Annotated in this window: 12 protein-coding genes; 4 read left to right on the top strand and 8 right to left on the bottom strand. The window is 72.2% G+C overall.

What is annotated here, in order from left to right; genetic code table 11:
* Positions 1–11: 11 nt before the first annotated feature.
* Positions 12–743 carry a peptidoglycan-binding protein gene (locus tag ACFYM0_RS14820; protein ID WP_388500879.1) on the bottom strand — a complete coding sequence of 244 codons (732 nt, stop codon included), beginning with the start codon at positions 741–743 and terminating at the stop codon, positions 12–14.
* Positions 744–1,558: 815 nt separating this feature from the next.
* On the opposite strand from ACFYM0_RS14820, the gene ACFYM0_RS14825 reads away from it, so the two are divergent.
* Entirely contained in the window at positions 1,559–3,619 is a 2,061-nt protein-coding gene (locus ACFYM0_RS14825) for a DHA2 family efflux MFS transporter permease subunit (RefSeq protein WP_388500882.1), read from the top strand.
* A 21-nt stretch (positions 3,620–3,640) separates the two neighbouring features.
* On the opposite strand, the gene ACFYM0_RS14830 is transcribed toward ACFYM0_RS14825, so the two are convergent.
* The gene (locus ACFYM0_RS14830) at positions 3,641–4,132 is read right to left on the bottom strand and encodes a GNAT family N-acetyltransferase (RefSeq protein WP_388501008.1); all 492 of its coding nucleotides are present in this window, start codon (positions 4,130–4,132) and stop codon (positions 3,641–3,643) included.
* A gap of 231 nt (positions 4,133–4,363) precedes the next feature.
* On the opposite strand from ACFYM0_RS14830, the gene ACFYM0_RS14835 reads away from it, so the two are divergent.
* A complete protein-coding gene (locus ACFYM0_RS14835) occupies positions 4,364–4,759 on the top strand; it encodes a nuclear transport factor 2 family protein (RefSeq protein ID WP_388500883.1) in 396 nt (131 codons plus the stop codon).
* A 61-nt stretch (positions 4,760–4,820) separates the two neighbouring features.
* Here the strand turns inward: ACFYM0_RS14835 and ACFYM0_RS14840 are convergent, their stop codons facing one another.
* Positions 4,821–5,183 carry an antibiotic biosynthesis monooxygenase family protein gene (locus ACFYM0_RS14840; protein WP_388500886.1) on the bottom strand — a complete coding sequence of 121 codons (363 nt, stop codon included), beginning with the start codon at positions 5,181–5,183 and terminating at the stop codon, positions 4,821–4,823.
* Between the two features lie 221 nt (positions 5,184–5,404).
* On the opposite strand from ACFYM0_RS14840, the gene ACFYM0_RS14845 reads away from it, so the two are divergent.
* Positions 5,405–7,345 carry a bifunctional glycosyltransferase 87/phosphatase PAP2 family protein gene (locus ACFYM0_RS14845; RefSeq protein ID WP_388501010.1) on the top strand — a complete coding sequence of 647 codons (1,941 nt, stop codon included), beginning with the start codon at positions 5,405–5,407 and terminating at the stop codon, positions 7,343–7,345.
* Between the two features lie 300 nt (positions 7,346–7,645).
* Here ACFYM0_RS14845 and ACFYM0_RS14850 read toward each other — a convergent pair whose 3' ends face one another.
* Both ACFYM0_RS14850 and ACFYM0_RS14855 read right to left on the bottom strand, forming a co-directional pair.
* Positions 7,646–7,996, bottom strand: a complete 351-nt coding sequence (locus ACFYM0_RS14850) for a DUF6193 family natural product biosynthesis protein (protein ID WP_327252541.1) — start codon at positions 7,994–7,996, stop codon at positions 7,646–7,648.
* Between the two features lie 158 nt (positions 7,997–8,154).
* A complete protein-coding gene (locus tag ACFYM0_RS14855; RefSeq protein WP_388500888.1) occupies positions 8,155–9,399 on the bottom strand; it encodes a cytochrome P450 in 1,245 nt (414 codons plus the stop codon).
* 275 nt (positions 9,400–9,674) lie between these two features.
* Between ACFYM0_RS14855 and ACFYM0_RS14860 the strand changes: the two genes are divergently transcribed.
* Complete coding sequence (locus tag ACFYM0_RS14860) at positions 9,675–10,844, top strand: steroid 3-ketoacyl-CoA thiolase (protein ID WP_388500891.1); 1,170 nt, start codon at positions 9,675–9,677, stop codon at positions 10,842–10,844.
* Between the two features lie 163 nt (positions 10,845–11,007).
* On the opposite strand, the gene ACFYM0_RS14865 is transcribed toward ACFYM0_RS14860, so the two are convergent.
* The 3 genes from ACFYM0_RS14865 to ACFYM0_RS14875 form a co-directional block, all read right to left on the bottom strand.
* Positions 11,008–11,412: a transglycosylase SLT domain-containing protein gene (locus tag ACFYM0_RS14865; RefSeq protein ID WP_388500893.1), complete on the bottom strand. Its 405-nt coding sequence runs from the start codon at positions 11,410–11,412 to the stop codon at positions 11,008–11,010.
* Positions 11,413–11,769: 357 nt separating this feature from the next.
* Positions 11,770–12,693: an ECF transporter S component gene (locus ACFYM0_RS14870; RefSeq protein ID WP_388500894.1), complete on the bottom strand. Its 924-nt coding sequence runs from the start codon at positions 12,691–12,693 to the stop codon at positions 11,770–11,772.
* A complete protein-coding gene (locus ACFYM0_RS14875; protein WP_388500896.1) occupies positions 12,690–14,624 on the bottom strand; it encodes an ATP-binding cassette domain-containing protein in 1,935 nt (644 codons plus the stop codon). The genes ACFYM0_RS14870 and ACFYM0_RS14875 overlap by 4 nt, the downstream gene beginning before the upstream one ends.
* Positions 14,625–14,626 lie beyond the last annotated feature (2 nt).

Below are 14,626 nucleotides of genomic sequence, written 5' to 3' on the forward strand. Positions count from 1 at the left end.
TCCGGTGTGTTCTATCCCTCCAAAGCGCGGCGGGTCGCCGGACCGTAGACGCCCCAGGGGTCCTCGTCGATGCCGTTGTACGCCTGGAACGTCGAGACCGCCGATTCCGTACGGGCGCCGTACCGGCCGTCGTACTTGCCGCGGTAGATGCCCTGCGCTGCCAGCAGGCGTTGGAGCTTCTCCACCTCGGGGCCCGAGTCCCCGTACCGGAGCGTCGGCGCCGCGGAGGGCCGGGGGGTCGGCTTGGAGGAGCGGCTCGGGGTGGGAGACGGGGTGGGGGACGGGCTCGACGAGCGGCTCGGGGTGGGAGACGGCGAGGGCGACGGGGAAGCGGACGCGGATGCGGATGCGGATGCGGACCGGGAGGGGCTGGGGGTGGGTGACGGGGGAAGGCCGGTGCTCTCGGTGGGCCGCGACGGGGCGACCTGGGTGAGGCTGCTCAAGGGAGAGGACGGCTTCGCGTCGAGGAGGGTGGTCTCCGGCGCGCCGGAGCCCGAGAAGGCCCGCAGGACGAGGATCGCCGCGCCGATCACCGCGGCGGCGGCCGCGGTGATGGGGAGCGTGCGTATGCGGCGCTGCGGGGGCCCGGAGGAGTGCGGCCCGTCCGCCCCGTCCATGCCTTGGGTCCCGTACCCGTAAGCCGGGCCGGCCTGGTCCCACGCGGGGGCCTCGGGTGACCCGTGCGGGCCGCGGGGTCCGGGCGCCGCGTACGGCTCGTACGCCGGGATCGGGCGCAGCTGCATCGTTTCTTCGGGCGGGGAGGCTACGGGTGTCCCGTACGCGGGAGTCTCCGCCCCGGGCGGCAGCGGCGCGGTGCGGTTGGGGCCTGTGGGGCCCGTGGGAGCCGGCGGGACGTCAGCCGGGCCGGGGTAGGGCGATGTGGCATCCACCGGGCCGGGGTAGGGCGGCAGGGCGGCCGTCGGGGCCGGGTTGGTCGCGGGATCCGGGGTGGCAGGGCGCGTGGTGGTGCCGGCCGGGTTGGCGTGTGGTGGCGGGCCGGGCGTCCGGGTCGGGTGTGCCGTAGTGCCCACCTGGTCGGGCCGCGGCGCAGTGCCCGGGGCGGGGCTCGGCGTGGTGCCGACCTGGCCGGGGTGCGGCGGAGGCGGGTCCGGCCAGCCTGTGTGCGGGGGCGTGGTCCCTGCCTGGTCGGGGTGTTCCGGCGTGCCCGGCCGGCCGGGGCTTCGTGGGGTGGCCGCCTGGCCGGGGTGCGGCGGGGTGGTGTCCCACTGGCCCGTGTGCGGGGGTGTCGTGCCCGCCTGGCCGGGGTGTGTGCCCGGGTGCGCCGCGGGGTTCGGCGGGGTGGGGGCGGGGCTGGGTGGGGTGGGGTTCGGGAGGGATACGTAGGGGCGGACGCGCAGGGGTTGGAAGCCTGGTGCGCAGTCGCAGGCCCCTCCTGTTCTGCTGCATTCCGGACATTGCTCTGTGCTCACTCGAATCCCTCCCCTGGCCGCTGCCTGCGATTATGCAGACCCCCGGTAACCCGCCCAACCCGCCCGACAGGCCATAACCGGACACACCGCTCAGGATGGAGGAGTCGATCAGTCCTGAGGAGGAGCCGATGGTGCAGGACGTGACCACGGAGCCCGGCCCGCGGAAGCGGACATCCGGCCCCAGCGCCGAACACGCCTCACGCGAGGTGCTCGTCTCCATCGGTGCGCTGCTGCTGGGGCTGCTCATTTCTTCGCTCGACCAGACGATCGTGTCGACGGCCCTCCCGACGATCGTCAGCGACCTCGGCGGAATGTCGCACCTGTCGTGGGTGGTCACGGCCTACATGCTCGCCTCGACCGCCGCCACACCGCTGTGGGGCAAGCTCGGGGACCAGTACGGGCGCAAGAAGCTCTTCCAGTCCGCCATCGTGCTCTTCCTGATCGGGTCGGCCCTGTGCGGCCTGGCGCAGAACATGCCGCAGCTCATCGGCTTCCGCGCGCTGCAGGGGCTGGGCGGCGGCGGGCTGATGGTGCTGTCGATGGCGATCGTCGGAGACATCGTCCCGCCGCGCGAACGCGGCAAGTACCAGGGGCTCTTCGGTGCGGTCTTCGGAGCCACCAGCGTGCTGGGTCCGCTGCTGGGCGGACTGTTCGTGGACCACCTGTCATGGCGCTGGGTCTTCTACATCAACCTCCCCATCGGTCTCGTCGCCCTCGTCGTCATCGCAGCGGCCCTGAAGATCCCGGTGCGCACCGAGAAGCACACCATCGACTACCTCGGCACCTTCCTCATCGCCTCGGTCGCGACCTGTCTGGTGCTCGTGGCCTCGCTCGGGGGCACTTGGGGCTGGAGTTCCCCGGAGATCATCGGGCTCGCGGTACTGGGCCTGGTCCTGCTGGTCGCCTTCGTGACCGTCGAGCGGCGGGCCGTGGAGCCGGTCCTCCCGCTCAAGCTGTTCCGGATCCGGACCTTCACCCTCTGCTCGCTGATCAGCTTCATCGTCGGCTTCGCGATGTTCGGCGCGATGGTCTACCTGCCGACCTTCCTGCAGGTGGTCCAGGGCGTCTCCCCGACCATGTCGGGCGTCCACATGCTGCCGATGGTGCTCGGGCTGCTGATCACCTCCACCGTGTCCGGCCAGATCGTCAGCCGCACCGGGCGCTGGAAGGTCTTCCCGATCGCGGGCACGGCCCTGACCGCCGTCGGGCTGCTGCTCCTGCACCAGCTGGAGCGCACCAGCTCCACCTGGGAGATGAGCGTCTACTTCTTCGTCTTCGGCGCCGGCCTCGGACTCGTCATGCAGGTGCTCGTCCTGGTGGTGCAGAACTCGGTCAGCTACGCCGACCTGGGTGTCGCCACCTCGGGCGCCACCTTCTTCCGCTCCATCGGCGCCTCCTTCGGCGTCGCCATCTTCGGCACGATCTTCACCAACCGGCTCGACGACAAACTGGCCGGTGCGCTCAAGGGGGTCCCGCTGCCTCCTGGGCTGGACGCGAGCAGGCTGGAGGCCGACCCCCGGGCCATCGGCGCCCTCCCCGCCGTGCTGCGACCGCGGGTGCTCGACGCCTACTCCACCTCCATCACCGACGTCTTCCTCTACGCGGCGCCCGTGGTGCTGGTGGCCTTCGTCGTCGCCTGGTTCCTCAAGGAGGACAAGCTGCGCGGTTCGGTGACGGCGCCCGATGTCACCGAGACCCTCGCCTCCAACCCCGTCCAGCGCTCCTCCCGCGAGGAGGTCGCCCGCGCCCTGACGGTGCTAGGGACCCTCCAGGGCCGCAAGCACGTCTACGAGAAGATCACCGCGAAGGCCGGCTACGACCTGCTGCCCGCCGCCAGCTGGCTGCTGCTGCGGATCAACAGGTACGGCAGCGCCGACCCGGCCGTGCTGGCCGAGAAGACGATGGTGCCGCTGCGGGCCATCACGGACGCGGGCCGCCAGATCGAGGAGCGGGGGCTGGCCGTCCGCGACGGGCTGCCGCTGGTCCTGACGGAGACGGGGCGCGCGAGCGCGCAGAAGCTGTCCGCAGCCCGGGAGGAGTCGCTCGCCGAACTGCTCGGCGACTGGTGGACCGCCGACCGCCCGACCGACCTGTCAGAGCTGGTCGCGGAGATCAACTCGGAGCTCTGCGGTTCCGTCGACGAGGAGCCGTACGAGGCCTTGCCCCGCCGGGACCACTCCGCCAGGTGAACCACCCCGCGGGGTGACCGGTCAGACCAGGCGCTTCTCGAACCAGTGCTCGGCGTAGGGACCGGAGCTGTACGCGGGTATCTCCGCGTACCCCTGGCGCGCATACAACGCGCGGGCCTCCACCAGGTCGGACCGGGTGTCCAGCCGGACCCGCTCGGCGCCCAGCGCGCGGCCGGCGTCCTCCAGGACCCGGAGCAGGGCCGCCCCACCGCCCGTGCCGCGGGCGCGCGGGTCCACGTACACCCGGGTGAGCTCGGCAGTGACGGGGTCCAGGAGGCGTATCCCCCCGCAGGCGAGGGGCCGGCCGTCGAGTCTGCCGACCACGAACCGGCCCGTCGGCCCCGTGAGCTCGTCGTCGGGGAAGTCCAGGAGGCCCTGGTCGATCTCGGCCTCGGTGACGGACCGCCGCCAGTACCTGCCGGCGACCTCCGCGTAGTACGCGCGGCGCAGCAGCGTGGCGTCCGGGGTGGTGAACGGCTCGGCGGCAACCTGCCAGGTCCCGGCCGGGGACAGGGGTGAGGACGAGGGCGAGGACGAGGACGAGGACGAGGGCGGAGTGGTGGTCCCGGTATTGGCAGCGGTTGTGGGGGAGGTCGTGGGTGTGGGCGTCTTCGTGGTGCGCGTCTCTCTGCTGGTCATGACGTCATTGTGGAGCCGGTCCCGGCCGCCCGCGTTGGAATATCCACAGGACCGGGCCGATGATAGGAAAAAGGGCAAACCGTTCGCACGAAGGGCGTGACCGTCATGTCGGAGCATCCTGACTGCGCCTTGATCCGCCGCGGCTACGAGGCCTTCGGCCAGGGCGACATGGAGAAGCTGAGCACGATGATGACGGCCGACGTCATCCAGCACGTCCCCGGCAGCAGCCCCATCTCCGGGCACCACAAGGGTCGCGAAGCCGTCCTCGACCTCTACCGCCGGATGGGAGAGGAGACGCACGGCACAATGCGGCTCCACCTGGACAAACTGCTCGCGGACGGCCGCGGCCACGTCATGAGTTTCCACACAACGCGCGCCGATCGCGGCGACCGCGGGATCGAGATCCACGAGGGCATCTTCTTCACGATCGTCGGCGGGAAGATCAGCGACCTCGACGTCTGCATCGAGGACATCGACGAGATGAACGCCTTCTGGAGCTGAGCCGGACCGAAGCGAAGGAGAGAGGGTCCCGGAGCCGTGGCTCCGGGACCCTCTCCGTACGTCAGCCCTGCTTCGGCGCCGCCTGCTGCACGACCTCGAACGACCACACCGACGAGCCCGTGGCAGCGGGCTTCGGCCGCTCCGCGCCGCCTTCGGCGCCCGCCGGACCGCCGCCCGGGCGCCCCGCGCCGCCACCCTGGTGGGCCGCCTTCATGGGCCCGTCCATCCACGCCTGGAAGTCCGCCTCGGAACGCCACCGCGTGTACACGAGATACTGGTCCGTGCCCTCGACGGGCCGCAGCAGCTCGAACCATTCGAAGCCGTCCGAGCTCTCCACAGAGCCCGCACGGGAGGCGAACCGCTGCTCCAGAACCTCCCGCTGTTCCTCGGGGACGGTGAGGGCGTTGATCTTCACGATGCTCATGCCCGCCATCCTAGGTATCGCGCGGGGGATATCGTCGTCCGGGTAAATGAAGCACGCGGTATGAAACGCGGTACGAAACGCGGCAGCCAGGCGAAGTCAGGGTTGCGGTCAACAGGGCGGGAGGCCGGCGAGGCGTGGCTAACGCGGCGGAGCACAGTGGTGCGAACGGACATGCCGGGGTCATAGGCGGTAGCGGCGGCAGGCTCGGGGCGGCGCGCCTCATGCTGTGGGCGCTGGCCATGCTGCTCGCCGTCAGGCAGGCCGCGGTCGTGCTGCGCGTGCCACCTGGCGAGTGGCTCAGCGGCTTCCACCTCCCGGGCAGCCTGCCGGGCTCGCTCTACACGAGCGGCCAGTTCACCGGGACGCCCTTCGCGGGGCTGGTCCTCAAGCCGCTCCTCGGCCTCGCCGCGCCCTCCCTGGAGGTGGCCTGGACCTGCGTGACGCTGCTGCTCGTGGCCGCCATCGGGCTGGTGGCCGCGCGCGCCCTGCCCGACCCCGTGCCGCGGCGCACCGCGCTGCTCGCCGCGCCCGCGCTGGTCGCGCTGATGATGGTCTCGCTGCCCGTCCGCGAAGCCGCGCTGCCCGGGCAGACCGCCGTACTGCCGGTGCTGCTGGTGCTCCTCGCCGTGTTCCGGGTCCCGGGCGAGCGCCCCTCGGGCTTCCTGATCGGCCTGGCCGCAGCCCTCCAGCCCGCGCTGCTGCTCTTCGCGCCCCTGCTGTGGCTGTCCGGACGCAGGGCCACCGCACGCTCCGCCGCCGTGACCTTCGCCGGTGCCACCGCCCTGTCCTGGGCGGCCCTGCCCAGCGACTCGTGGACGTACTGGGTCCAGCACCTGGCCGGCACCGGCCTCGGTGGCGCACCCGGCAGCATCGCCAACCAGTCCGTGCACGGCGCCCTCCTGCGGCTGGGCCTCTCCGGCCCCGGCGAGATCCTGCTCTACGCCGCCCTCGCGGCCCCGATCGTCTGGATCGGCCTGCGCCGCGCCGCCCGCTACGCCCGTGACGGCCAGCTCCTGCTCGCCGTCGCGATCACCGGCTGCGTGGCCGTCGCCGTGTCCCCGACCGGCTGGCGCCACCAGATGCTGTGGGTGCTGCTCGCGGTCGCCGGCAAGGTGGGCAAGCGGGCCGCCGACCGGCCCGTGTGGCCGGTGGCCGTGGTCCTCGCCATGACCCTGCCGAGCGACGTGCTGCTGCCCAACCTGGTCGCGCTGGCCCCCGTACGGGACAACGTGCTGCTGCTCGCGGCCCTCGCGGCGGCCTGCGCCGTGCCGTTCCTGCCGCGCTCCTCCCCGTACTGGCGCGAGCCGGTCGCCACCGCCTACGGGCGGCCCGCGCCCGCGCGGTGGGCGCGGGTGCCGCTGCTGCCGTTCTGGCGGCGCGTGCTGTCGCGTCCGAACCTGCTGCTGGAACTGCTCCTGATACGGGTCGGGTACTCGCTCTACTCGCACATCCGCGCCGCCGCGCCCACCAGCCGCACCCTCGCCGAGGGCAACGGCAGCCAGATCCACGGGATCGAGAAGGCGCTCGGCATCGACATCGAGCACGCGGTGAACCACGCCGTCGTGAACACGCCCTGGCTGGAGGCGTTCTTCAACTTCTACTACACCTCCTTCCACTTCGTGGTCCCGCTGGCGATCCTGGCCGTCCTGTACTGGCGCCGCCCCAAGGACTACCGCTGGGCCCGGGCCTCGCTGGGGCTGGCGACCGTGCTGGCACTCATAGGTTTCTGGCTGTACCCGTTGGCGCCGCCGCGGCTGATGCCGGGGCTGGGTTTCGTCGACACCGTGCACGGGGTGCAGGACCTGGCGAAGCCGAGCTACGGGGCCATGACCGCGATCTCCAACCAGTACGCGGCGATGCCCTCGCTGCACTTCGGCTGGTCGCTGTGGTGCGGGATCGTGATCGTGATGATCGCGCCCAAGGGGTGGCAGAAGCTGCTGGGGGCGCTGCACCCGACGATCACGGTGTGCGCGATCGTCGCGACCGCCAACCACTGGGTGCTCGACGCGGTCGGCGGGGCGCTCGTCGTCGTGGCCGGGTTCGGGCTCGTCTACGTGCTGTCGGGCCCTCGGGGCGATGCGGTGCCGGCCGGGGTGGCCGTGCCTCGGCCTCGGCGGCCCGAGCGGGTCGGAGCGGGGTCCGCGGAGCGGACTCGGGCGTAGCCCGTCTGTCGACGAAGGGGTGCCGGGGCGGTGTAGCAGCCCGCCCCGGCACCCCTTCGCGATGGATCGCCGCGTTCTGTCAGGATCCGCCTGTGGGGCGGCTTGCGCCACTCGGGGGCGGGGTCGCGCGGGGCGGGCGGGCCCTGCGGGGCTGTCCCCTACCCACCCTTCGCCCGTTCCCCGGGGCTGCGCCCCGGACCCCTTCGGGGCTGCGCCCCGGACCCGTGCGGGGCTGTGCCCCTAACCCCTTCGGGGCTGCGCCCCGGACCCGGCGAGGGGCTTCGGGGTGGGGCCGTAGGGCTATTGCTGCGGGAGGTGGGCGACTACCAGGGCTATTGCCGCGCGGGCCGTGTCCGCTTCGCCCAGGACTGTGGTCTGGCGGGGGCCGCGGACGCGGAAGCGGCCGTCGGGGAGGGGTTCCACGGCCGGGGCGGTCACCGCGAAGGGGTGGCCGGCGGAGGCGCTGAACCACAGGGTGAAGTGGCTGGTGTACGGGTACAGCCGGCGCAGTTCCGGCTCCTCGCGGGCGGCCTCGATGAGGGCCAGGACCCCCTGGCTCATGGGCTCGGAACCGCCGCCGAGATCGACCATCCGCTGCCACGTCGTGGGCAGCCGCTGCCACCGTCTCGCGCTCGGGTCATCGAGGTTCATCCGGGCAGTCTGGGTCCGGTTCGGCCCCAAGGCAATGATCCCGCAGGCGGCGAGACGGTAACGACCGGCGACCGGCCGGTAACAACCGAGGAGCGGCGGCCGAGGGACGGCAGGGGCCGGGCGTGGGAGGTGGGGCCCCTGCCGTCCTGGATCACGGGTCAGCCGTGGCTGACCCGCAGTTCCTTGATGCCGTTCAGCCAGGCCGCGCGCAGCCGGCGCGGGCCCTTCCCGGCGAGGCGCAGGTCGGGCAGGGCGTCGGCCAGGGCGTTGAACATCAGGTCGATCTCCATGATGGCCAGCGACTTGCCGAGGCAGAAGTGCGGGCCGCCGCCGCCGAAGCCCAGGTGCGGGTTCGGGTCGCGGGTGATATCGAAGGCGTCGGGGTTCTCGAAGACCTCGGGGTCGTGGTTGGCGGAGGAGTAGAACATGCCGACACGGTCGCCGGCCTTGATCTTCTGCCCGCCCAGTTCGGTGTCCTGGGTGGCGGTGCGCTGGAAGGACACCACGGGGGTGGCCCAGCGGACGATCTCCTCGGCGGCGGTGGAGGGCCGGGTGCGCTTGTAGAGCTCCCACTGGTCGGGGTGGGTCAGGAAGGCGTGCATGCCGTGGCTGATGGCGTTGCGGGTGGTCTCGTTGCCCGCCACCGCCAGGAGGAGGACGAAGAAGCCGAACTCGTCGGAGCCCAGGTTGCCCTGGCCCTCGGCTGCCACGAGCTGCGTGACGATGTCCTTGGCCGGACACTCCTTGCGCTCCGCGGCCAGGTTCATCGAGTAGCCGATGATCTCCGCCGCGGCGTTGCCGCCGACCTCGGCGGTGATCGCGTACTCGGGGTCGTCGTACGCGATCATCTTGTTCGACCAGTCGAAGATCCGGGACCGGTCCTCCTGCGGTACGCCGATCAGCTCGGCGATGGCCTGCAGCGGGAGCTCGCACGCCACTTGGGTGACGAAGTCGAAGCTGCCGTCGGCCGAGGCTTCGAGGGCCTCCGCGACGATCTTGCGGGCCCGGTCGCGCAGGGCGTCCTCCAGCCCGCGGATGGCCCGCGGGGTGAAGCCGCGCTGCACGATCTGGCGTACGCGGGTGTGTTCCGGCGGATCCATGTTCAACATGATCAATCGCTGGGCATCTATCGCATCGCGCTGGATGTGTTCGTTGAAGCGGATGATCGCCGTGTTCGTCGTGGAGGAGAACAACTCCGGGTGCGTGGAGATGTACTTGACGTCCGCGTGCCGGGTGACGGCCCAGTACCCCTCGTCGTCGAAGCCGGTGATGCCCCGCGGCTGCGGGCACCACCACACGGGTGCGGTCTGCCGCAGTTGCGCGAACTCGGGGTAGGGCACCCGGTCTTGGAGTACGTCAGGGTCGGTGGCATCGAAGCCTTCGGGCAGTGCGGGGCAGGTCATCGGGCGGCTCCAAAGTCTGACGGCCCATCAGAAGTTGGCTTGAAGGTAGTAACGAGTTCTAGAAGTGACAAGGGGCCCCGCGCCAACTGTTGCGTGTGGAATCCGTGGAAGCCGCGTGCAAGACCCTTGCGTACCGGGTGTTCTGGTCATAAGACTGCGGGGAGAACTAGAACGCGTACTAGTTCGGGTGGGGCGCCGGGACGGCCCGCCCGTCAGCTGAGGCGCGCTAGCCGATGCGCGCTGTGCGCTACGCAGGAGCAGGAGAGGACGAGCTCATGGCCGCGGAACCCGTCATCGTCGAAGCCGTACGCACCCCCATCGGCAAGCGCGGGGGCGCGCTCGCCAATCTTCACCCCGCCTACCTTCTCGGCGAGACCTACCGCGAGCTCCTCGCCCGCACCGGCATCCAGCCCGACTGCGTGGAGCAGATCGTGGGCGGCACCGTCACCCACGCCGGCGAGCAGTCGATGAATCCGGCCCGCAACGCCTGGCTGGCCATGGGCCTCCCGTACGAGACCGCCGCGACCACCGTGGACTGTCAGTGCGGCAGCTCCCAGCAGGCCAACCACATGGTCGCCAACATGATCTCGGGCGGGGTCATGGACATCGGCATCGCCTGCGGGGTCGAGGCCATGAGCCGCGTGCCGCTGGGGTCGGGATCGAAGCACGGCCCCGGCAAGCCCTTCCCGGACGAGTGGAACGTCGATCTCCCCAACCAGTTCGAGGCCGCCGAGCGCATCGCCCGCCACCGCGGCCTGACCCGCGAGGACGTGGACAAGCTCGGGGTCCTGTCCCAGCAGCGGGCCGCCACCGCGTGGGCCGAGGAGCGGTTCAAGCGCGAGACCTTCGCCGTGCAGGTGCCCACCACGGAGGCCGAGCAGGCCGCGGGGCAGGGCATGTGGCGGCTGGTCGACCGGGACGAGGGCCTGCGCGACACCTCCATGGAGGCGCTCGCCCGGCTCAAGCCGGTCATGCCGACCGCCGTGCACACCGCCGGGAACTCCTCGCAGATATCCGACGGCGCCGCGGCCGTGATGTGGGCCTCGCGCAAGATGGCCCGCGCGCTCAAGCTGCGGCCGCGCGCCCGGATCGTCGCCCAGACACTGGTCGGCTCCGACCCGCACTTCCACCTGGACGGGCCGATCGACGCGACGCGGGCGGTGCTCGGCAAGGCCGGCATGTCCCTCAAGGACATCGACCTCGTCGAGATCAACGAGGCCTTCGCCTCCGTCGTCCTCAGCTGGGCCCAGGTCTTCGACCAGGACCTGGAGAAGGTCAACGTCAACGGCGGCGGCATCGCGCTCGGCCACCCCGTCGGCGCTACGGGGGCCCGCCTGATCACCACCGCGCTCCACGAGCTGGAGCGCCGGGACAAGGAGTTCGCGCTGATCACCATGTGTGCGGGCGGCGCGCTGGCGACGGGCACCATCATCCAGCGGCTGTAGCCGCTCACCGACCCTGTGGGATGGGATCGCGAAGGCCCCGGTGGCCGGACCTGGGGAGGTCGGCCGCCGGGGCCTTCGCATGCGCTGCGCCGGTGTGGCGTCGGCCGCTCGGGTGCTGCTTCGGTGCTGCTCAGGTACTGCTTCGTCTGCTGCCGCTGGTGGTTTAGTACCAGTGGTGGTTCTGCCAGAAGGTCCAGGCGCCGGCGGGGCTGCCGTAGCGGGAGTTCATGTAGTCCAGGCCCCACTTGATCTGGGTGGCCGGGTTGGTCTTCCAGTCCGAGCCCGCCGAGGCCATCTTCGAGGCCGGCAGGGCCTGGACCAGGCCGTAGGCGCCCGAGGAGGAGTTGGTGGCGGTGTGGTCCCAGCCGCTCTCCCTCGAGACGATGTTGTTGAACGCCGCGAACTGGGCCGGGTCCTTGATCATCTGCTGGGCGATCGCCTTGGCGCTCAGCGGGGCGGCCTGCGCGGGAACCGCGGCCAGCATGGAGCCGGCAACGCCCAGGGCGAGGACGGTACCCGCGAGGGTCTTCTTGGAAGCGGCGATGCGGCGGATGACTGCGTTGGACACGGACGGACCTTTCGACGGGGACAAGGGCGGTCGCGAGCACGCCGGAGACGTGCGTGAGCCACTCACGTGAAAGAGAGGGGTTCGTCGGCGGGAGCGGGAGAACCGGGGGTGAACCCGGGGGATCCCCGTCCGCCTTGCGACTCATCCAGTTCTACGGGGGTAGAGCGCGCCTGGCAACGACCCCTCTTACTAGTGGTCCTCGCAGCCGGGGCGCAACGGCCCCCCTCGGGGCGGGTGGGTATCACCGCTGGTGGGGGGTGGTGCGAGGGGGCGGGCAGGGGCCGTTCAAGGACTACTATCCCGGTTCGTATGTGACCTAGGTCCTGTGGGGCGGGTCACCGGCGGACGGCCCGAATCTCACCCTCCGTGGCTGCCCGTACGCCTTCCAGGGGAAGGTTTGGGGTGATTCGCTCCCCCCGGATCGAAGGCCACGGGCGCATCGAACGCCGCTTTCCGGGTCGCCCGCCGCAACGCCTTCAGCAGGGTCGCGCCGAGCGTGAGGGTCAGTACGACGGTCAGCGCGGCCCGGCCCAGGTCCCAGCCAAGCGAGGTCGCCAGGCAGTACGACAGGAAGCGCGCGAGGTTCGCCGGGACCGGGTCCCCGGGGTGGAAGGAGATGCCCTGGCCCATGCCCTGCAGGATGATCCAGCCCTGCAGGTTCATGATCGTGCCGTACGCGAACGAGCCGAGGAACCCGTACAGCGCGAGCATCGCCAGCTCGGCCCGCCCCCGGATCCGGTCCGGCCCCGGCAGTAGCCCGGCACCCAGCGAGAACCAGCCCATCGCCAGCATCTGGAACGGCATCCACGGCCCGACACCGCCCGTGAGCAGGGCCGACGCGAACATCGTGACCGCGCCCAGGACGAAGCCGAAGCCCGGGCCGAGGACCCGGCCGCTCAGCACCATCAGGAAGAACATGGGCTCCAGGCCGGCCGTGCCGGCGCCGAGGGGGCGCAGCGCGGCCCCGACCGCGGCCAGTACGCCGAGCATGGCGACGGCCTTCGCGTCCATCCCGTCGTCGGCGATGGTCGCGACGACCACGCCGACCAGGAGGGGGAGCAGGGCCGCGAAGAGCCAGGGGGCGTCCTGGGAGTGGGCGAAGCCGGACTGGCGGTCGGCGAGGAGCGGCCAGCCGAAGGCGGCGAGACCGATGAGGCTGACGAGGATCAGGGCGGCGGCGGCGCGGGGGCCGATGCGGAGGGGGCGGGAACGGGGGTGGGCGGCCGGGGTGGCCGGGGCCGGGGTGGCCGGGGCCGGGGTGGCCGGGGTCGGGGTGGTCATGAGTCCGCCCGGGCGGAGAGGGCCGCTGCGACCTGGGAGACCGTGAGCCAGTGGCCGGGGGCCAGGATCTTGGCCACCTGTGGGGCGAAGGCGGGGGAGGAGACGACGACCTCGGCGGTCGGCCCGTCCGCGACGATCTCGCCGCCGGCCAGGATCACCACGCGGTGGGCCAGCTCCGCGGCGAGCTCCACGTCGTGGGTGGCCAGGACGATGGCGTGGCCCTCGGCGGCGAGCCCGCGCAGGATCTCCACGAGGCGGGCCTTGGCGGCGTAGTCCAGCCCGCGGGTCGGCTCGTCGAGGAGCAGCAGGGCCGGGCGGCCGGTCAGGACCAGCGCCAGGGCGAGGGCCAGGCGCTGGCCCTCGGAGAGGTCGCGCGGGTGGGTGTCGTCGGGGACGTCGGGGAGGAGCGCGGCGACGAGGGCACGGCAGGTGCCGGGCGCCTGGCCGGCGTCGTGGTCGGCGGCGGTGCACTCGGCGGCGACGGTGTCGGCGTAGAGGAGGTCGCGGGGCTCCTGGGGGACCAGGCCGACTCGGGTCACCATCTCGGGGGGCGGCGTGCGGTGGGGGGTGCGGCCGCTGACCGTCACCTGGCCGGTGGTGGGCTCAAGGGTGCCGATGAGGGTGGCGAGGAGGGTGGACTTTCCCGCGCCGTTGCGGCCCATCAGGGCGATGGTCTCGCCCTTCGCCACGGTGAGGGTGATGTCGCGGAGGACTTCGGCGCGGCCGCGGCGGAGGGAGACGGCCGTGAGTGTGGCCGGGGTGGGCTCCGGAGTCCCGGTCGGGGCCGGCTGGGGGGTGCGGAGGTTGCGGTGGCGCAGGCGGGCGAGCAGGCCGGGGCGGCGCGGTCCGGTGTCGGAGCGGGGGCCCTGCGGGCGGCCGTCCCCTACCCACCCTTCGCCCGTTCCCCGGGGCTGCGCCCCGGACCCCTTGCGGGGCTGCGCCCCGGACCCCTTGCGGGGCTGCGCCCCGGACACCCCCTGGGGCTGTGCCCCGGACGACCCCTTGCGGGGCTGTGCCCCGGACACTCCCTGGGGCTGCGCCCCGGACCCGGGCTGGGGCTGCGCCCCCGACACCGCCCCGGGCTGCGCCCCAGGGAGTGTCCGGGGTGGGGTGGTGGTGGACAGGCGGGTGAGGAGGGGCGTTGCTCGGCGGCGGGCGTCGCGGACGGAGAGGGGGAGGGGGGACCAGTGCGCGAGGCGGCCCAGGGCCACCACCGGGGGGTGGACCGGGGAGACGGCCATGATCTCGGACGGGGTGCCCAGGACGGGGGGTGCGCCCGGGGAGGGGAGGAGCAGGACGCGGTCGGCGTACTGGACGACCCGCTCCAGGCGGTGCTCCGCCATCAGGACGGTCGTGCCCAGGTCGTGGACCAGGCGTTGCAGGACGGCCAGGACTTCCTCCGCCGCCGCCGGGTCGAGGGCAGAAGTCGGCTCGTCCAGGACGAGGACGCGGGGGTGCGGGGTCAGGACCGAACCGATCGCCACCCGCTGCTGCTGGCCACCGGAGAGGGTGGCGATGGGGCGGTCGCGGAGATCGTTCAGGCCGAGGAGGTCGAGGGTCTCCTCGACGCGGCGGCGCATGACGGAGGGCTGCAGGCCCAGTGACTCCATGCCGTAGGCGAGTTCGTCCTCGACGACGTCCGTCACGAAGTGGGCCAGCGGGTCCTGGCCGACCGTGCCCACCACGTCCGCGAGCTCCCGCGGTTCGTGCGTGCGCGTGTCGCGGCCCGCGACCGTGACCCGGCCCTTGAGGGTGCCCCCGGTGAAGTGCGGGACCAGGCCCGAGACCGCGCCGAGGAGGGTGGACTTGCCGACGCCGGAGGGGCCGACCAGAAGGGTCAGCTCGCCTTCCGGGATCGTGAAATCGGCGTGCGCGAGGGAGGGGGCGGCCGCGCCCCCGTACGTCACCGATACGTCTTCGAAGTGGATCACGG

This window comes from Streptomyces sp. NPDC006487 (genome assembly GCF_042870555.1).
Taxonomy (GTDB): domain Bacteria; phylum Actinomycetota; class Actinomycetes; order Streptomycetales; family Streptomycetaceae; genus Streptomyces.